The sequence below is a fragment of the Pectobacterium aquaticum genome, assembly GCF_003382565.3.
Classification (GTDB): Bacteria; Pseudomonadota; Gammaproteobacteria; order Enterobacterales; family Enterobacteriaceae; genus Pectobacterium; species Pectobacterium aquaticum.
Map to the genome: position 1 here is coordinate 26679 of NZ_CP086253.1, position 19087 is coordinate 45765.

18 protein-coding genes are annotated in these 19087 nt (G+C 52.0%); 14 read left to right on the forward strand and 4 right to left on the reverse strand.

What is annotated here, in order from left to right; genetic code table 11:
- The first annotated feature begins 32 nt into the window (after nucleotides 1-32).
- Nucleotides 33-1832, forward strand: a complete 1800-nt coding sequence (locus DMB82_RS00125; RefSeq protein ID WP_102117950.1) for an ABC transporter ATP-binding protein — start codon at nucleotides 33-35, stop codon at nucleotides 1830-1832.
- A gap of 36 nt (nucleotides 1833-1868) precedes the next feature.
- Here the strand turns inward: DMB82_RS00125 and DMB82_RS00130 are convergent, their stop codons facing one another.
- Entirely contained in the window at nucleotides 1869-2168 is a 300-nt protein-coding gene (locus DMB82_RS00130) for a helix-turn-helix domain-containing protein (protein WP_010281167.1), read from the reverse strand.
- The gene (locus DMB82_RS00135) at nucleotides 2155-2541 is read right to left on the reverse strand and encodes a type II toxin-antitoxin system RelE/ParE family toxin (protein WP_116164509.1); all 387 of its coding nucleotides are present in this window, start codon (nucleotides 2539-2541) and stop codon (nucleotides 2155-2157) included. Before DMB82_RS00135 ends, DMB82_RS00130 begins: the two co-directional genes overlap by 14 nt.
- 321 nt (nucleotides 2542-2862) lie before the next feature.
- Here DMB82_RS00135 and dgoR point away from each other — a divergent pair, with 321 nt between their 5' ends.
- From dgoR to DMB82_RS00160, 5 genes are all read left to right on the forward strand, one after another.
- A complete protein-coding gene (gene dgoR / locus DMB82_RS00140; RefSeq protein ID WP_039485183.1) occupies nucleotides 2863-3561 on the forward strand; it encodes a D-galactonate utilization transcriptional regulator DgoR in 699 nt (232 codons plus the stop codon).
- A complete protein-coding gene (locus DMB82_RS00145; RefSeq protein WP_116164507.1) occupies nucleotides 3558-4454 on the forward strand; it encodes a 2-dehydro-3-deoxygalactonokinase in 897 nt (298 codons plus the stop codon). Before dgoR ends, DMB82_RS00145 begins: the two co-directional genes overlap by 4 nt.
- Nucleotides 4438-5055, forward strand: coding sequence for a 2-dehydro-3-deoxy-6-phosphogalactonate aldolase (locus tag DMB82_RS00150; RefSeq protein ID WP_116164505.1), 618 nt, complete (start codon nucleotides 4438-4440; stop codon nucleotides 5053-5055). The genes DMB82_RS00145 and DMB82_RS00150 overlap by 17 nt, the downstream gene beginning before the upstream one ends.
- The gene (gene dgoD, locus DMB82_RS00155; RefSeq protein WP_010281150.1) at nucleotides 5052-6200 is read left to right on the forward strand and encodes a galactonate dehydratase; all 1149 of its coding nucleotides are present in this window, start codon (nucleotides 5052-5054) and stop codon (nucleotides 6198-6200) included. The genes DMB82_RS00150 and dgoD overlap by 4 nt, the downstream gene beginning before the upstream one ends.
- 394 nt (nucleotides 6201-6594) lie before the next feature.
- Nucleotides 6595-7884: an MFS transporter gene (locus DMB82_RS00160; RefSeq protein WP_102117946.1), complete on the forward strand. Its 1290-nt coding sequence runs from the start codon at nucleotides 6595-6597 to the stop codon at nucleotides 7882-7884.
- Nucleotides 7885-7982: 98 nt separating this feature from the next.
- Here the strand turns inward: DMB82_RS00160 and bhsA are convergent, their stop codons facing one another.
- Nucleotides 7983-8240: a multiple stress resistance protein BhsA gene (gene bhsA, locus DMB82_RS00165; RefSeq protein ID WP_116156232.1), complete on the reverse strand. Its 258-nt coding sequence runs from the start codon at nucleotides 8238-8240 to the stop codon at nucleotides 7983-7985.
- A gap of 235 nt (nucleotides 8241-8475) precedes the next feature.
- Between bhsA and DMB82_RS00170 the strand changes: the two genes are divergently transcribed.
- Nucleotides 8476-9756 carry a YidR family protein gene (locus DMB82_RS00170; protein WP_208644346.1) on the forward strand — a complete coding sequence of 427 codons (1281 nt, stop codon included), beginning with the start codon at nucleotides 8476-8478 and terminating at the stop codon, nucleotides 9754-9756.
- 35 nt (nucleotides 9757-9791) lie between these two features.
- Here the strand turns inward: DMB82_RS00170 and DMB82_RS00175 are convergent, their stop codons facing one another.
- Nucleotides 9792-10148 carry a YceK/YidQ family lipoprotein gene (locus DMB82_RS00175; RefSeq protein ID WP_116156233.1) on the reverse strand — a complete coding sequence of 119 codons (357 nt, stop codon included), beginning with the start codon at nucleotides 10146-10148 and terminating at the stop codon, nucleotides 9792-9794.
- A 266-nt stretch (nucleotides 10149-10414) separates the two neighbouring features.
- Here DMB82_RS00175 and ibpA point away from each other — a divergent pair, with 266 nt between their 5' ends.
- The 7 genes from ibpA to DMB82_RS00210 all read left to right on the forward strand — a co-directional run bounded on the left by ibpA (nucleotide 10415) and on the right by DMB82_RS00210 (nucleotide 18905).
- Nucleotides 10415-10828 (forward strand): small heat shock chaperone IbpA, encoded by a 414-nt coding sequence (ibpA, locus tag DMB82_RS00180; RefSeq protein WP_014917097.1) that lies wholly within the window; start codon nucleotides 10415-10417, stop codon nucleotides 10826-10828.
- Nucleotides 10829-10993: 165 nt separating this feature from the next.
- Complete coding sequence (gene ibpB, locus DMB82_RS00185; protein WP_039533543.1) at nucleotides 10994-11446, forward strand: small heat shock chaperone IbpB; 453 nt, start codon at nucleotides 10994-10996, stop codon at nucleotides 11444-11446.
- Nucleotides 11447-11728: 282 nt separating this feature from the next.
- Nucleotides 11729-13387 carry a putative transporter gene (locus DMB82_RS00190; protein ID WP_116163899.1) on the forward strand — a complete coding sequence of 553 codons (1659 nt, stop codon included), beginning with the start codon at nucleotides 11729-11731 and terminating at the stop codon, nucleotides 13385-13387.
- Nucleotides 13388-13958: 571 nt separating this feature from the next.
- Nucleotides 13959-15371, forward strand: a complete 1413-nt coding sequence (locus DMB82_RS00195) for an anion permease (protein ID WP_103183552.1) — start codon at nucleotides 13959-13961, stop codon at nucleotides 15369-15371.
- Nucleotides 15372-15560: 189 nt separating this feature from the next.
- Nucleotides 15561-17189, forward strand: coding sequence for a sensor histidine kinase (locus DMB82_RS00200; RefSeq protein WP_116156235.1), 1629 nt, complete (start codon nucleotides 15561-15563; stop codon nucleotides 17187-17189).
- Nucleotides 17182-17901: a two-component system response regulator DcuR gene (dcuR, locus tag DMB82_RS00205; RefSeq protein WP_102117937.1), complete on the forward strand. Its 720-nt coding sequence runs from the start codon at nucleotides 17182-17184 to the stop codon at nucleotides 17899-17901. The genes DMB82_RS00200 and dcuR overlap by 8 nt, the downstream gene beginning before the upstream one ends.
- A gap of 110 nt (nucleotides 17902-18011) precedes the next feature.
- Complete coding sequence (locus DMB82_RS00210) at nucleotides 18012-18905, forward strand: hypothetical protein (protein WP_116163901.1); 894 nt, start codon at nucleotides 18012-18014, stop codon at nucleotides 18903-18905.
- Nucleotides 18906-19087: the final 182 nt, after the last annotated feature.

A 19087-nucleotide genomic window follows, 5' to 3' on the forward strand; every position in this document is an offset into this window, starting at 1 on the left:
GAACGCCCATAGGAATAAGGGGTAACGAACACATGACAGCGCCGATTATGTCCGTTTCGCATCTGACCACCGCCTTTCAGGTGAACGGCGAGTGGATGAACGTGGTGCGGGATTTGTCCTTCACGATTGGCGAGAAAGAGACGGTCGCCGTGGTGGGAGAATCTGGTTCAGGGAAAAGCGTGATGGCGAAATCCATCATGCGCTTGCTGCCACCCGGCCAAAGCCGGGTTGAGGGTCAGATTCATTTCGGCGACACCGAACTGCTGTCGCTCCCCAATAAAGCGATGCAGGACGTGCGCGGGAACCGCATCGGCATGATTTTCCAGGAGCCAATGACCAGCTTGAATCCGGTGTTGCCGATTGGCTACCAGATTACAGAAGTGCTGCGTCGCCATCGTGGCATGGGCAAAGCCGAAGCGCGTGCCGAAGCGGTGCGCCTGCTGGAAAAAGTCCGCATTCCGGCGGCGAAATCACGGCTGAACGAATACCCGCAGAGCTTCTCCGGCGGGATGCGCCAGCGCGTAGTGATTGCGATTGCGCTGGCCTGCCACCCGAAACTGCTGATTGCCGACGAGCCGACGACGGCGCTGGACGTCACGATTCAGGCGCAAATTCTGACGCTGATAAAAACCCTTCAGGAAGAAGAAGGGATGTCGGTGCTGTTTATTACCCACGACATGGGCGTGGTGGCGGAAGTGTCCGACCGCACGCTGGTGATGTATCAGGGCGAAATGGTGGAAAACGCCGTCACGCGGGAGATCTTTCATCACCCGCAACAGCCCTATACCCGCATGCTGCTGTCCGCGGTGCCCAAATTAGGCTCGATGTCCGGCAGCGCGTGGCCGCAGCGCTTCCCGCTGGTCGACCTCAAGACGGGCGAGCGCCAGCCAGTGCCGGAGGCGGTGAATACCGTGTCGGGCGAGGAGCCAGTGCTGACGGTAAAAAATCTGGTTACTCGATTTGATATCCGATCAGGGTTTTTCCGTCGGTTGTCCGGGCGCGTTCACGCGGTGGAGAATGTCTCGTTCGATATCTGGCCGGGAGAAACGCTCGCGCTGGTTGGGGAATCGGGCTGCGGTAAATCCACTACTGGTCGGTCGATTATTCGCCTCAATGACGCTGTCAGCGGCGACATTCAGTTGCTGGGAAAAAATATCCTGACGGCGGATAAGCGTGAGCTGACGGATTCGCGGCGGCAGATTCAGATGGTGTTTCAGGATCCATATGAAAGCCTGAACCCGCGCATGCGGATAGGGGAAGCTATTGCCGAGCCGATGCTGCTGCACGGTCTGGCGACCCGACAGAATGTGAATGCAAGAGTGAGCGCGTTGCTGGAACAGGTGGGGTTATCCGGCGATATGGCCTCGCGTTTCCCGCATCAGTTCTCCGGCGGGCAACGGCAGCGCGTGTGTATTGCCCGCGCGCTGGCGCTGGAGCCAAAAGTGATTATTGCCGATGAATCGGTATCGGCGCTGGATGTGTCCGTCAAGGCGCAGGTGATCAACCTGATGCTGGATCTCCAGCAGAAGCTGGGGCTGTCATTCCTGTTCATCTCGCACGATATGGCCGTTGTCGAACGAATCAGCCACCGCGTAGCGGTGATGTATCTCGGTGAAATCGTGGAGATCGGGCCACGTTCGGCGATTTTCGACAATCCGCAGCATGACTATACCCGACGTCTGATTTCCGCGGTGCCCGTGCCGGATCCGGACACCCGCCCAGTGCGCAATATCACTAATGATGAACTGCGCAGCCCGGTACGCGCCCCTGATTTCCACCCTCCCGCACGTCGCTATAAGCAGGTCGGAGAGGGGCATTTCGTTTTGGAGTGAACGAATCGCGTTTACTGAAAATCCAGGACGACTTAATTACAAAGTCAGCGCGATACGCTTACCATCAGGCAAGGTCACATCTAGCGTAAGCTTGCCGCCTAGGGCAGTGACATAGCGTTTCAGCGTTGACAGTTTTGGGTCATTCTCGACCTTCTCCATCTTAACAATAGATGGCTGCTTGACGCCCAGAGCTAACGCAAGCTGAGTCTGCGACATGTTCAGCTCTTCGCGTAATTTCGCTAAAGTGATTTCCTGACGGATCTCAGCCGTGCGCGCTTCAATGCGGGCGCGGCTCTCCGGTGAACGTTTAGCCATCATTTCTTTAAGCGTCGCCATCTTCTTTTACCTCCGGTGATATCAGATGCGATGCAAACTCAGCGTCTGCGATCTTAATCATACGTTCGTAGAACAACTTTTCATCTTCGCCTTTCTTATCTCCTGCACATAAAACAATCGCTTTACGTGTCCGGTCAAACGCGAAGAATGTTCGGAATGGGTTGCCGCTAACCTGAACTCGAAGCTCCTTCATATTTTTGTATTTTGAGCCTTTAATCTGATCAACCTGTGGTCGCCCTAGCTGTGGGCCATCCTCTTCGAGTATAGAGAGGTGTGCCAAAATTTCTTCCTGTACCGTTTCAGTTTGCTCATCAAACCACGTATCGAATAGTGCCCGTGTGACTATTTCCCATGCCAATCTGTAAACCTCCATGTCCTACACGCCGTAAATACATTATAACCCACAGGCTATATTAGCAAGCAATCCTTGTTAGGAATAATGGAGCCGCCTTCCACCTTCGCTCAACCCAATTCCTCTGGATGTTGAAATTCGGTAATGCACGATGTTGCAAAGCTGTATCAGTTGTCCGTTTTGTGATCCAGATTGTAGTGCAACATATAATAATGGTACTACAATAAAGCCAAGAAAAGAGGGAAGGATGCGGTTATTGTGCAACAGTTCGACGACGTCAGGCGGCATGGCAGGTAAAGTAAGTGCAGTGATATCAATCCGTTTTGTCTCGTTGAGGTGATGATGAATAAGCAAGAATTAAGCAAAACCGACCGCATCATTCTGGATATTGGCCAACAGATCGTTGGCGGGAAATACGCGCCGGGCACGCCGTTACCCGCAGAGGCTGAACTGTGTGAAGAGTTTCAGACCTCGCGCAACATCATTCGCGAAGTGTTCAGAGCGTTGATGGCGAAAAGGCTGGTGGAAGTGAAACGGTATCGCGGTGCGTTTGTCGCCGCGCGTAATCAGTGGAATTACCTGGATACCGACGTTCTGCAATGGGTTCTGGCAAGCGATTACGACCCGCGGCTGATCAGCGCGATGAGCGAAGTACGTAATCTGGTGGAGCCGACGATCGCCCGCTGGGCCGCCGAACGGGCGACCTCAAGCGAGCTGGCGGTCATTGAAGCGGCGCTGAATGACATGATTTCTAACCATCAGAATCGCGACGCATTTAATGAAGCGGATATTCGCTTCCATGAGTCGGTATTGGCGGCGGTGCATAACCCAGTACTACAGCAGTTGAGCGTCGCGATCAGTTCGTTGCAGCGTGCGGTGTTTGAGCGCACCTATATGCCGGACGAAGACAACATGCCACGGACATTGCGTGAGCATCAGGATCTCTACGATGCCATTCGGCATCAGGATATTGAAGCAGCAGAGCGGGCGGCATTGACCATGATTGCCAGCTCGACCAAACGGTTAAAGGACATTACATGAGTGAAAGCTATATCGCCATTGACTGGGGTTCGACCAATCTGCGGGCGTGGCTGTATCTGGACGGCGTCTGTATCGACAGTGTGAAGTCTGAAGCGGGCGTCACGCGTTTGAACGGTCAGACACCGCAGCAGGTTTTTCAGCAGATCGTTGTGCCGTGGCAGCAGCACAACGTGCCTGTCGTGATGGCGGGCATGATTGGCAGCAATGCGGGCTGGCTTTCCGTGCCGTATCTGTCATGCCCGACTCGCCTGACGGATGTCGCCCATCGCCTGACGCGCGTGGAAGAAGCCCAGCCGCTGGCCGCCTGGATCGTGCCGGGGCTGAGTATTGCGCAGGACGATAACTGCAATGTGATTCGCGGTGAAGAAACCCAACTGATTGGCGCATATAGCGAATGTCCTTCCTCTCTTTATTTAATGCCGGGAACCCACTCGAAATGGGTGCGGGCCGATGACAGTAACGTGCTGGATTTCCGCACGGTGATGACCGGTGAACTGCATCACCTGCTGATGACGCAGTCGCTCATTGGCGTGGGGCTGACCGAGCAGCAGCCGTCCCCCGAGGCTTTCCAGCAAGGGCTAGAGCTGGGCTTTGCCGACGACAATATCATCCGCTGCCTGTTTGAAACCCGCGCGGCGCATGTGCTGGGGCGTCTGGAGAAAAGTGCTGTGAGCGACTGGTTATCTGGGCTGCTGATTGGCAACGAAGTCTCACAAATGCAGCGCCACTATCAGGTGGCAGCCGGAGACAGCATCACACTCATCGGTTCCCCTGCGCTGACCGCGCGCTACGAAAAAGCATTACAACAAGCTGGATTGCGCTGGCAGCCGCTGGATGGCGATCGGGCTTTTCAGGCAGGAATAAGGAGCATTGTTAATGAGCTGGAATACTAATCTTCCCTTGATTGCGATTCTGCGCGGTATTACGCCGGACGAGGTGCTGGAACACGTTGCAGCGCTGCTGGATGCCGGATTCGATGCGGTAGAGATCCCTCTGAATTCGTCGAACCCGTATGAAAGTATTCAACTGGCGGTAGAACATTTTGGCGATCGCGCCCTGATTGGCGCAGGCACGGTACTGAAAGCCGACTATGTCGATAAATTACAGGAGATTGGCAGCAAGTTAGTCGTTACGCCTAACATTTCTCCCGAGGTGATTAGCCGGGCAGTGGGTTACGGCATGATGGTGTGCCCTGGCTGTGCTACTGCGACGGAGGCCTTCACGGCGCTGGATGCGGGGGCGCAATCGCTGAAAATTTTCCCGTCATCCGCGTTTGGACCTGACTACATCAAGGCACTGAAAGCGGTATTGCCAAAAGACGTTCCCGTCTTTGCCGTCGGTGGCGTCACGCCCGAAAACCTGAAGGATTACCTTAGTGCGGGCTGCATCGGTGCCGGGTTAGGCAGCGATCTATATCGAGCCGGTCAGTCGGTTGACGTCACCGCGCAAAAAGCACATGCATTTGTTAACGCCTATAAGGACGCTGTTCAATGAAAATTACCAAAATCACCACGTACCGGCTGCCGCCACGCTGGATGTTCCTGAAGATTGAAACCGATGAAGGCATTGTCGGCTGGGGCGAGCCGGTTATCGAAGGCCGTGCACGCACGGTTGAAGCTGCCGTTCACGAGCTGTCTGACTATCTGATCGGGCAAGACCCGGCGCGCATTAACGATATCTGGCAGGTGCTTTACCGCGCGGGCTTCTACCGCGGCGGCCCGATCCTGATGAGTGCTATCGCGGGTATCGATCAGGCATTGTGGGACATCAAAGGCAAGGCGCTGGGTGTACCGGTTTATCAGTTACTGGGCGGGCTGGTGCGCGATAAGATCAAAGCGTACAGCTGGGTGGGCGGCGATCGTCCTTCCGAAGTGATCGCAGGCATCAAGAAGCTGACTGACATTGGCTTCGATACCTTCAAGCTGAACGGCTGTGAAGAGATGGGCATCATTGATAATTCGCGCAAAGTGGATGCGGCAGTGGCCGTGGTCGCGGAAATCCGCGAAGCCTTTGGCAACAGCATCGAGTTCGGTCTGGATTTCCACGGTCGTGTGGATGCGCCGATGGCGAAAATCCTGATCAAAGAGCTGGAGCCTTACCGTCCGCTGTTTATTGAAGAACCCGTGCTGGCTGAACAGGCGGAATATTATCCTCGTCTGGCGGCGCAAACCCACCTGCCGATTGCGGCGGGCGAGCGTATGTTCTCACGCTTTGATTTCAAACGCGTGCTGGCAGATGGCGGACTGGCCATTATTCAGCCTGACTTGTCTCACGCAGGCGGTATTACCGAGTGCTTTAAAATTGCTGCCATGGCGGAAGCCTATGATGTTGCGTTGGCACCGCACTGTCCATTAGGCCCAATTGCACTGGCTTCCTGTTTGCACCTCGACTTTGTGGCACGTAATGCCGTATTGCAGGAGCAAAGTATGGGCATCCATTATAATAAAGGTGCCGAGCTGTTGGATTACGTCATTAATAAAGAAGACTTTGCTATGACCGACGGTCATTTCTATCCGTTGAATAAGCCTGGCCTCGGTGTGGAAATTAATGAAGAGCTGGTTATTGAACGTAGTAAAAATGCGCCAGACTGGCGTAACCCGGTGTGGCGTTATCCTGACGGTGCTGTCGCCGAGTGGTAATACCCGTCATTCGCGTTGGCTTGCCTGCAACTCGAATTATTTTAGGGTATAACGAAAACAATAGGTTAGGTTTTGAATAACCAGTAATACATAACGCATTTCCCCGGCACGACGGAATAGAACACTCATGGATTATCACGAAATACATTATTTCGTGAGGGATTACTGTTTTATTTTATTAGCGCTGGGGAAAGTAATCCTCCATTTATCATGGGTAAGCCATCACCGGGATTTTAAAAATAAAACGCCATGATCAATAAGGGAATGTATTGACTGTGTGCGGTTATTTATTTCATTAGAAAAATAAAGCATATCAACTGCTGGTGTTGTTGATCGTTCAAAAATAGCGGGCAATAAGTATTACCGTCCGTTTAATAAATAACAGGAACATAAGATGGATATGACATTAACTACCCGTCCTACAAAACGGCGTTATTTCACCTTGCTGATGATTTTTATTACGGTCGTCATCTGCTATGTGGATCGTGCCAACCTGGCTGTGGCGTCGGCACATATTCAGGAAGAGTTCGGCATTACAAAAACACAAATGGGCTATATCTTTTCCGCGTTTGCCTGGACCTATACGTTATGCCAAATACCTGGCGGTTGGTTCCTTGACCGCGTCGGTTCAAAGGTCACTTATTTTATCGCCATCATGGGGTGGTCGATTGCCACGTTGCTGCAAGGTTTCGCCACGGGTCTGGCGTCGTTAATTGGTTTGCGCGCGGTGACTGGGCTGTTTGAAGCGCCTGCGTTTCCGACGAATAACCGTATGGTGACCAGCTGGTTCCCTGAGCAAGAACGCGCTTCTGCCGTTGGATTCTATACGTCAGGGCAGTTTGTTGGTCTGGCATTTCTTACGCCATTGCTCATCTGGTTGCAGGAAATCCTGAGCTGGCACTGGGTGTTCATTGTCACCGGCGGCGTCGGCATTGTCTGGGCAATTATCTGGCACTTTGTTTATCAGCCACCGAAGAAAAGCAAAGGGATCAATCAGGCTGAGCTGGATTACATTGCCGAAGGCGGCGGTATCGTTGATGGCGATGCCCCGACTGAGAAAAAAGCGCGTACGCCATTAACGGCAGCCGACTGGAAGCTGGTGTTTAACCGCAAGCTGGTGGGCGTGTATATCGGGCAGTTTGCCGTGACCTCTACGCTGTGGTTCTTCCTGACGTGGTTCCCGAACTACCTGACGCAGGAAAAACAGATTAGCGCACTGACGGCAGGCTTTATGACGACAGTACCTTTCCTGGCGGCATTCGTTGGCGTGCTGTTGTCCGGCTTTGTGGCGGATCGTCTGGTGCGTAGCGGAAAATCGATTGGTCTGGCGCGTAAAACGCCGATTATCTGTGGCCTGTTGATTTCAACCTGCATCATGGGGGCGAACTACACGAACGATCCAGTATGGATTATGACGTTGATGGCAGTGGCATTCTTTGGCAATGGTTTTGCCTCCATCACCTGGTCGCTGGTGTCGTCGCTGGCACCGATTCGTCTGATTGGCCTGACGGGCGGGGTATTCAACTTTGTCGGCGGTCTGGGCGGTATCACGGTGCCATTGATTATTGGCTATCTGGCGCAGGATTACGGTTTTGCTCCGGCACTGACCTATATTGCTGGCGTAGCGCTGGTCGGCGCACTGTCTTACATCTTACTGGTGGGTGAAGTGAAGCGTGTAGGGTAACTCGCGCCCTTCAGAGTTAAGACGAAACCATAACAAAACGGACTTTCCTCTTGATTGAGGAAAGTCCGTTTAATTTTTTGATTGTTTTTTTGTGCGCATTATTTGTAAATAATGGCGACGCCGCGCAGTTGGTTATCACCGGTCGCAGACGTGATGGTATAAGCTTTAGCGCCCGCTTTTTCTGCTTTCGCTGCGAGCTGAGCTTGCAGTGAGCTCAGGTCCTGAGCCGTCGCGGTAACGACGCCCGCTTTTTCCAGATTCTGAGCCTGAGAAGCAGATACGTATTCAGCAGCAGAAGCACCGAAAGTCATGGTAGCGAGAACAACAGCAGCGGCGATGGTTTTTACGTTTTTCATGATGTCTTATCCTTTTCTGTTTGATAGGTGAAAGGGGGCTGCCCTTTCGATATGAAGAATGTTACGCCGATGCTAATGAATTAAAAAACGGATGTTATTGAGAGAGTCTTTCTATTTTTTTGAATGAAAATATCCGTTGTTGTTTGTTTTTTTTAAATTAAAAACAATAAGTTATACATAAAACTGAAATTGATTTACAAACTATTGACTGATATTGAATAAGTGGGGTGATGTCTTGCCTATTGAGGTTCAATTAACGTTTAATTCTGCTGGTCATCAACTTACCAATATTAATTGCTGGTCATGTGATGGGAATTGGCTGGTTTATGACATAAGACCCTATGGATCTTCATTCACAGGGCTGACCATTGAGCGCATACACCTGAAAAGCCGGGAAACCGAGGTGATTTATCGGGCGACGGCGGGGGCGCACGTGGGCGTGGTGACCTGTAGCCCGCAGGAACCGCTGCGCTATGTCTTTATCCACGGGCCAGAAAACCCAGATGGCGAGTGGCAGTATGATTTTCACCATCGGCGTGGAACGATAGTGGCGGATCGCCAGCGCGATGAGGCCATCACGCTCGATGCTTTCTCCATTACGCCGCCTTATCAGGCCGGTGCGCTGCGCGGCGGTACGCATGTCCATGTCTTCAGCCCGGATGCCAGCCGCCTGAGCTTTACCTATAACGACCATGTGTTGCATGAGCGCGATCCGGCATTGAACTTGCGCAATGTGGGCGTAGCCGTGCCGCTACAGGCCGTCACCGTTGAAAAACATCATCCGCGTGAATATGACGGTAGCCACTATTGTGTGTTGGTTAGCAGAACGACGCCGCAGCCGCAGCCTAGCAGCGATGAGATCAATCGCGCCTATGAAGAAGGTTGGGTCGGAACGGCGGGCTATATCCGACAGGATGGTTCTCGGCAGCGCTGGGCGCTGGCGTTTATTGGCGATACGCGGGCGGCGGATGGAACAACGGTACCGGAGATTTTTATTGTCGACTTGCCGGAGGCGCTGGAAGAGTACGCCAAAGCGGGTGATGCGCCACTGGCGGGGACGGCAACGTCAATGCCTGCGCCGCCAGCGGGCGTGCAGCAGCGGCGTTTAACGTTTACGCACTCGCGTCGTTATCCTGGCCTGGTGAACCAGCCGCGCCATTGGCTCCGAGCCTCGCCCGACGGCAGTGAGATTGCTTTCCTGATGCGGGATGAGGCAGGCGTGGTGCAACTGTGGACGCTTTCCCCGAACGGCGGTGAGCCGAGACAGGTCACGCGCACGGAACACGGCGTACAGTCGGCCTTTAACTGGCACCCGGATGGACGTTCTCTGGCATTTGTGTCTGACAACAGCATCATGCTGTGTGAGGCGAAAAGCGGTGAGCTTGTTCGGCTAACAGCGCGGACGGACAGCGCACCGAGTGCAGATGCGGTGGTCTTTTCCCCTGATGGGAAACAGATTGCGTATATGCGCGAGATTGACGGTTTTAATCAGCTTTTTTTTGTAGCAATAACGTAACCCTTACGCGCGAATTCATGGCGAGTGCGGTGCTATCAAAGCTGATTATGCGGCATCGTGGCGAGCTGCGAACTGGCGGTCTGGTTTTGCTCTTCGCTGTGTGAAATGCGTTCGCGCGTCGACAGTTTGTCCTTATCGCTGCCTGTGCGGTAGTAATCGTACGGCAGCAGCAGCGTGTCGGCCACCGCCGAGAACGGCAGGTCGATAGCGACCAGTGGCATCATCGCCCAACTGGTATCGTCGTCACGCAGCATATCCACACTGGCGCGCGTGCCGGAATAGTATCCCTGATCGCCTCCGGTATGCGTCATTACGCTGGAGCAACCGCTGGTTGCCACCGCACCGCTACCGGTAATGATGAAAGAGAACAACGCACTTTTCAGTAAGGTCATATTCCTGTCCATTAATAACCGCTGTCAGAGCGGGTTCCAGAGCCCGTCTATCTTGAGTGTATGTGATAAGACCAGCAACGTAAGTGAATATTGCATGAAACCCAGCGATTTTTCCTTTTTGCCTCTTGAAAGTCTGAGGGGGGTCACCATATTGATGATAAGCCGAAAGAAAACGATACGCCGTCAGGGTATCTGTCTCGGCTGTGAACCTGTCCTTATGAGGAAGGTAAAAATAAATCCTCGCTGCCTGTTTAGGAGGCTGTTTTATGCGTAACCCCGATTTTTCCCCACTGTACCGTTCTGCTATTGGTTTCGATCGTCTGTTTAATCTCTTAGAAACTGGGCAGACCCAGAGTAACGGCGGCTACCCTCCCTACAACGTCGAACTGGTTGACGAGAACCAATACCGCATTGCGATTGCCGTAGCTGGCTTCGCCGAGCAGGAACTGGACATCACCGCGCACGACAACGTATTGATTGTAAAAGGTGCCCACGCCGGTGAGCAGGTTGCCCGCAACTACCTGTATCAGGGGATTGCCGAGCGCAACTTCGAGCGTAAATTCCAACTGGCCGAACATATTCAGGTAAAAGGCGCCAATCTGGAAAACGGGCTGCTGTACGTCGATCTCGAACGTATCGTGCCGGAAGCGATGAAGCCGCGTCGGATTGAAATCAAGTAAACCCACATCACGTTATTTGCACGAATCGTGCATTGCCTGAAAAGGTAATGCCATGAATGAACGCTTCGTCTGCCGAATGGGGACGACGCCAGCTATGGAACCGTGGCTGGCATAGGGTACGCCCGCATGGGCATCTTAATCTCGCTTCTTAGAAGGAGTCATATTATGCGTAACTACGACTTATCACCTTTACTGCGTCAGTGGATCGGTTTTGACAAATTAGCCAGCTCAATGCAGGGCAGCCAGGAACCGATTGATTTTCCTCCGTATAATATCGAGAAGAAAGACGACAACCACTACCGCATCACGCTCGCGCTGGCGGGGTTCCGGCAGGCCGATCTGGATATTGAAGTGGAAGGCCCGCGCCTGACGGTGAAAGGCAGCCCGGCACCGTCCGAAAAAGCCGTGGAATATCTGCATCAGGGGTTGGTGTTTAAACCTTTCACGCTGAGCTTTACGCTGGCCGAACACCTGCATGTGTCCGATGCACATTTTGAAAATGGCCTGCTGCATATCGATCTGGTGCGTGACGTGCCGGAAGCCTTGCAGCCTCAGCGTATCGCCATCGGCGGTGGTCGTCCGGCCTTGAACCAGCAACCTGCTGACGACGCGTCATAACGCGATATCTGCATTGTTTGTTTGATGATTTCCCGCGCTCGTATCATTACGGGCGCGGTTTTGTGTTGCCCGCCACGTTTCCCACCCCGGCATTCTGCCAGAATCAAAATATACTCGTCATACTTCAAGTTGCATGTGCGTTGGCTGCGTTTACTCACCCGAATCACTTACTTGAGTAAGCTCATCGTGCTTCGTTCTCTTGCCGCCTGCCTGAAACTCGAATTATTTAGAGTATAGCGGTAGTGGTACTTCCCAATAAAAACGTCCGCAAAGGATATGGGCATGAGTGATATCGCACTTACTGTGAGTATGCTGGCGCTGGTGGCGGTTCTGGGGTTATGGATCGGCAACTGGCGGATTTACGGCGTTGGTTTAGGGATTGGCGGGGTCCTGTTCGGTGGGATCATCGTCGGGCATGTTGCCCATCACTACCAGATTCAACTGAATGATGACATGTTGCACGTCATCCAGGAGTTCGGGCTTATCCTGTTTGTCTATACCATTGGTATTCAGGTCGGACCGGGTTTCTTTTCTTCTCTGCGGGTATCTGGCCTGCGCCTCAATGCATTTGCTCTGCTGACGGTGTTCCTCGGCTGCGTGGTGACCGTTCTGCTGCACAAACTGCTCAATATTCCTTTGCCCATTATCCTCGGCATTTTCTCCGGTGCGGTGACCAACACGCCTTCGCTCGGCGCGGGTCAACAGATTCTGACCGATCTCGGGTCGAGTTCGGCATTGGTGAACCAGATGGGAACAGGCTACGCGATGGCGTACCCGCTGGGGATCTGCGGCATTTTACTGGTGATGTGGTTGATGCGGGTCCTGTTTCGCGTGGCGGTGGAGAACGAGGCAAAGCAGTTTGAAGTCAGCAACGGTTTGAATCATGAGCAACTGCACACGATGAATGTGTCGGTGACGAATACCAATCTGCAAGGGTTGGCGATTCAGGCTGTGCCGATTCTGAACCGCGACACGATTGTTTGTTCCCGCTTGAAACGCGGTGATGAACTGATGGTGCCGTCGCCGCAAACGCTGATCCAACTGGGCGACTACCTGCATCTGGTTGGTGCGAAAAACGATCTGGAACAAGCGCGTCTGGTCATCGGTAATGAAGTGGAGGCATCGCTCTCAACTCGTGGCACCGATCTACACGTTGAACGCGTAGTGGTGACGAATGAGAAGGTGCTGGGACGCAAGATTCGCGAGCTGAATCTGAAGCAAAACTATGATGTGGTGATTTCGCGCTTGAACCGTGCGGGCGTCGAGCTGGTCGCCAGCAATCAGGCCAGTCTGCAATTTGGCGATATTCTGAATCTGGTTGGGCGGAAAACGGCGATCGATGCCGTCGCGGATATCGTGGGAAACGCGCAGCAAAAACTCCAGCAGGTACAGATGTTGCCCGTCTTTATCGGCATTGGGTTGGGTGTTCTACTGGGCTCGGTACCGCTGATGATTCCCGGTTTTCCCGTCGCGCTGCGGCTCGGGCTGGCGGGGGGGCCGCTGGTGGTCGCGCTGGTGCTGGGGCGCATCGGTAGTATCGGTAAACTTCACTGGTTTATGCCGCCCAGCGCAAACCTAGCGCTGCGTGAACTCGGCATTGTGCTGTTCTTATCGGTCGTAGGGCTAAAATCTGGCGGCGACTTCGTCGAGACGTTATTGAACGGCGACGGGGTGTGGTGGATTGGCTATGGCGCGCTGATTACCATTGTGCCGCTGCTGCTTGTCGGCATATTGGCGCGAACGTTGGGTAAGATGAACTACCTGACGCTGTGCGGCATGCTGGCGGGCTCCATGACTGATCCACCTGCGCTGGCGTTTGCCAATGGGCTACACCCGACCAGCGGTGCGGCGGCGCTGTCTTATGCGACGGTTTATCCGTTGGCGATGTTTCTGCGAATTATGTCGCCGCAGCTGTTAGCCGTGTTGTTCTTGACCTTCTAAATGTTATCAGCTGGATAAAAACTACTATTTTTTCGCCGAATAATGGCGATTTATTTTTTTATTTTTGAATAGCGGAATACTTAGTTGAATAAATAAGAAAGGGATAACTGACTGTCTGGAAAAGAATTATATTGTCATTATTAGGTATAAGGTTTTTTTATCATTGCTTTGTCGTTGGTTTCGTTAATTTTATGTTCGCAAGATGTCAATTATTATTGAATTTTAAGGTTTTTTATCGGGAAATTAAAACCACAACAGTTTCTTAAATAAATTAATGAACCATTTTAGTAACTAAAGTAACGCTATTTTATAGGCGCATTATAATACTATCTCTTCATTAATCACTTGATTTGATAAGACGAGAGAAGCACCCTGAACCCTTGTTTTCTCGTCTTTTTTTTCCGCAGATGATTCCTGTTGCGTTGTTTTCAGCAGGGTGACGAAGGAAGAATAACGAAATACCCACTCCTCCGCACGGGACATCCGTTGTGAATATCTCCTGAATACTTTGAGTGTGACTCGAAGTATGACGGGAAATACAGAATCCGTTTTAATGAAGAGTGGTGTTCTTATGTCTGCGAATAACAGCAGGTTGATAAAGCTTCTAGTTATCCTTTGTATCGCCGGTGGCTTATGGTTATTGCCGGTTCCTGATGGGGTAAAACCCGATGCCTGGCATCTGATGGCGATTTTCATTGCCACAGTAGTCGGTCTGATTCTCTCTCCTTACCCGCTTGGCGCGATGGCGATGTTCAGCCTGACCTCGGTCGCCATATTAGGGTTATTACCCATTAAAGATGTGTTGGCAGGCTTTAGCGATCCCACCATTTGGATGATCGCCTGCGCCTTCTTTATTTCTCGCGGCTTTATCAAAACCGGCTTTGGCCGACGTATTGGTCTGCTGTTCATCAGCAAGCTGGGGAATAGCTCTCTCGGTCTGGCGTATGGTCTGGTGTTTACCGACCTGATGTTCGCTCCGGCCATGCCTTCTACGTCTGCACGCTGCGGTGGGATCATCACTCCGCTGTTCCGGTCCATTGCCGAAGCCTATGATTCCACGCCGGAAAAAGGCACGCAGCGTCGCATTGGTGCGTTTCTGGTGCAGTCCATTTTCCAGTGCAACGCCGTGACTTCCGCGATGTTCATGACCTCCATGGCGGGTAACCCGATGGTGGCGAAGCTGGCTTCTCAGTTTGGTATTCACATCAGTTGGACGGATTGGGCGTTGGCGACACTGCTGCCGGGCTTCCTGTCTTTGGCGCTGATTCCTTACCTGATCTACCGTTTCTATCCGCCTGAACTGAAGAAAACCTCAGAAATGCGTGCGATCGCCGTCGAAAGACTGCGTGAAATGGGCAAAATGACCCGCGACGAGTGGGTGGTGCTGGGTGTGTTCCTGGGTCTGGTGACCTTCTGGGTGCTGGGTTCTACGCTGAATATCGATGCAACCCTGACCGCGCTGGCGGGCCTGAGCGTGCTGTTGCTCAGCCGTGCGCTGACCTGGGATGATGTGGTCAGTGAGAAAGAAGCCTGGCACACCGTGGTGTGGTTTGCCGTACTGATGACGCTGGCGGGTCAGCTTAACAAGATGGGCTTGATTGCCTGGCTGGGCGGATTGGCCGGTAATGCCGTGAGTGGGATGCACTGGCTGCCGATGCTGGGTCTACTGCTGCTGGTGTACTACTACAGCCACTACCTGATGGCGAGTGCGATTGCCCACATCAGCGCCATGTATGCGATTTTTGTCTCTATCGCGCTGGCAGCCGGTGCGCCGCCGATGCTGACTGTACTCGTATTCGGTATCTTCAGTAACCTGTTTATGTCCACGACTCACTACTCCAGTGGCCCAGCACCGATTTTGTTCGGCACCGGCTACGTGCCGCTGGGAACCTGGTGGAAGATTGGTTTCCTGGTCAGTCTGGTCATCATCCCTATCTGGCTGGGTGTTGGCGGAGTGTGGTGGAAACTGCTCGGTTTCTGGTAAAACGCAGATACCCACAGGCTTTCGATGCGAAACATTCCTGACACAAAAAATGTACCGCAACGTTAAGCCTGATTTCCTTTCTTCACGCCTACGCCCTGTCCTTGTGACGGGGCGTATGCATCACGGCACGCGAAACGCGACGAAACAGTATAAGATAACGGTGTGATGATGGTGGTTTCGGAGAGTGACATGGGCAAGAAAAAGGCACCGCTAAAGCTGGGAACATCGGTGTTTCTGATGGTGTCAGTTGTGCTTGGCGCGGTGTTGCTGGTGGTCTATTCCTTGCTGTTTTTTCGCATTAATCAGCTTTCAGAAGATCACCTGCGAGAAAAAGCCTTTGCCATTGCTCGCACATTTGCTTCTTCTCCCGTGGTGATTGATGAACTTAAAGGGATTGGTCGGCCTGAGGAAGTGCAGGTGGCTGCGGAGACGATCCGACTGCGTAATCAACTGCTCTTTGTCACGGTCACAGATATGGACACGGTGCGCCATAGCCACCCTGAACCTGAAAGAATTGGTGAACATTTTGCCGGTCGGGATATCTACCCGGCGCTGTTGGGTATGGAAAATACCGCCATCAACCGGGGGACGCTCGATCCCGCGCTGCGGGTCTTTACGCCGGTTTTTGACAGCAACCATAAGCAGGTTGGCGTTGTTGCGCTGGGGATTGCCTTAACCAGCGTGCAGAAGGTGATCAGCGATAACCGCTGGATGATTCCCTGGACGCTATTGGCAGGGGCGCTGGTCGGCTGGCTGGGCACGTTGATTCTGGTGAAGGTGCTCAAGCGCATTATGCTGGGATTCGAGCCGTTTGAGATCTCGAACCTGTTTGAACAGCGTAACGCGATGCTCAAACACATCAAAGAAGGCGTTATCGCGGTCGATCAGCATGGTCGAATTACGGTCATCAACGATGAGGCGCGACGGCTTTTCCGGCAGAATAAGCCACAGGGCAGTGAAACATCGGCTCCGAAGACAGCCGAACGCGTCAGCGACCAGTGGCTTGAACATCTGCACCTGAAACAGGTACTGGAGAGCGGTACGCCACGACGCGATGAAGAGATTAACTTTAACGGTCACCTGCTGCTGACCAACACCGTTCCGGTTTTTGTGAAGGGCGACATTATCGGCGCGATTGCGACGTTCCGTGATAAAACAGAGATCAGCCAACTGCTGCAACGGTTGAGTGGGATGTCCTACTATGCGGATGCGCTGCGGGCGCAGTCGCACGAGTTTATGAACAAGCTGCACGTGATCCTGGGGATGCTGCACTTAAAATATTACTCGCAGTTGGAAGATTATATCCTGAAGACCGCCAATAATTATCAGGCGGAAATCGGTTCGATTATTCGTAAAGTGAAATCGCCAGTGATCGCCGGCTTCCTGTTGGGTAAAATCAACCGCGCGCGCGATCTCGGCATTACACTCTCCATCAGCGAAGAGAGTCTGCTGCCGGATACCGATGATGTCGATGCGACGAATGAATTGATTACCGTGTTGGGTAATCTGATTGAGAATGCGATGGACGCGATTGATCGGCAGGAAAACTGCGAAATCAGCGTGAGCTTTCATCATCAGAATGGCCGCCTTCACTGTACCGTGGGGGATGACGGCCCCGGCATTTCGCCGGAGAGTCAGGCGCGCATTTATGAACAGGGATTCTCTACCAAAGGCAGCGGGCGCGGTATCGGCCTGTACCTGACCAAGCAGAGTCTGGAGAAGATTGGCGGCACTATCGAGTTTGAATCAGAACCTGAGGTGTACACCCAGTTTTTCGTTACTATTCCTTATCAAGCAAGGCTGTTTGACCATGATTAATGTACTGATTGTTGATGACGATGCCATGGTTGCAGAGCTTAACAAATCTTATCTGAACCAGGTTTCTGGATTTAGCTGCTATGCGACGGTTCCCACGTTGCAACAGGCGCGAAACCTGCTGATGCAACCTGACTCGGAAATCGATTTGGTACTGCTGGATATTTATATGCAGCAGGATAATGGACTGGATTTGCTGCCGACTATCCGTGAATTCAGTGAGAAAACGGATGTCATCATCATCTCGTCTGCCAGCGATGTGTACACCATCAAGAAAGCGCTGCATTACGGCGTGGTGGATTATCTGATTAAGCCTTTCCAGTTCTCGCGTTTCGAACAGGCGCTGACCGCCTATCGCGAAGAGGCGAACTTGTTCAAGCACCGCGATTTTGTTGGGCAGTCGGATATTGATAACCTGATTCGCCGTACCAGCAGCACGGTCAGCGAACGTAAGAAATTGCCAAAAGGGCTGACCAGCCTGACGTTACGTACCGTCTGTGAGTGGATTGAAGGCAATCAGGGTATTGAGTTCTCTACCGAAATGCTGGCGAATGCGATTGGTATCTCCCGCGTCTCCTGCCGTAAATACCTGATCTATCTGTCTGATACTGGCATCCTGACCACCAATATCCTGTACGGCTCAACCGGCCGACCAGTTTATCTGTATCGTCTGCTGCCAGAAAAACAGGACTCGCTGCGCCAATACTGTGAATAAAAAGCGGTGAGTAATTATCAGTAAATAAGGTAAACAGAAACGAGGCGGGAGCGATCCCGCCTTGTGCTATACACCATTCAGTGACGATGAAACCAAATGGAGTTGGTTGAGTGGAACACGATAAATTTATGCAGTACGGCCGTGGGTTAGGGCTGTGGCGTAACCCACGGGAAAATATTAAGCCCGAACCAACAAATTACTTCAGAGATGACCCGATTTACCTCACGCCTTCAAAAGGGGAATGGGTTAATCATGTCCAAGAGTGCAAAAAAGAAAATAACCCGTTAGAGAACGGTGTATTTATCTGGACAGAAATTAAGGGTACAGGTCACGCCTTTGTCTCTGTGCATGAGGATAATAATGCTTCTGTTTTCACTTATGGTCGCTTTGGTAGACGGTCTGGTGCTGGCGGGACTGTCGGTGATGGCATCTTAAATTTTTTGCAGTTTGAAGATGCGCGAACATATTACCGAGAAGAGCTGTACCAAACAGAAGCTAAGGTTTTTCTTATTACAGATGCGGATCCTACGATTGCTCGATTGTACTTTGAAAAGCTATGGCGCTCAGGGGGCAAAGTGAAAGAAACAATCAAGATGGGAGAAAGCACTAAAAGAAATGGCCGTACAGTCGATCAATATGATGTGACAGGGGTTAACTGTACAACTCATACAAAAAAGGGCGTGAAGATAGCGGGATCACAAGTATTTGAGGGCGGATATACCACTCACACTCAGATACGGATTAATTACGAAGAAGATTTTGCCGTGCCGGTATCGCTACAGCGGTATTTAGAACGAAAAAGCGGTGAGTCATCCATGCTTGTTGTTGATATGACCAATGAGTTTAGAAAGCAGTACCCGAATACCGATAACTACACACCGATAAGCGAAGATACCGCGTTAAGGGTCGTCTCCGAGGTTATTTCTGGTATAGGTAAAATATCACCTTATTCTGGTGGTACTGTTGGTGGGTTATTAGAAGGGATGCATGATGTTAACAAGTAAATGCAAGACGTTTATTCGATGGTTCAGTATCTTCCTTGTCTCTTTTTTTTATTTGATAAGTATTGCTCTTTTTTCTTTTGGACATGTTCAAGATAAGGAAAGAATGGTTTTTTTATCTGATAAAACAGTGCCAGTTGAATACCATTTTGCGATATTAGCTGATATGCGAGAGTCTATGGATT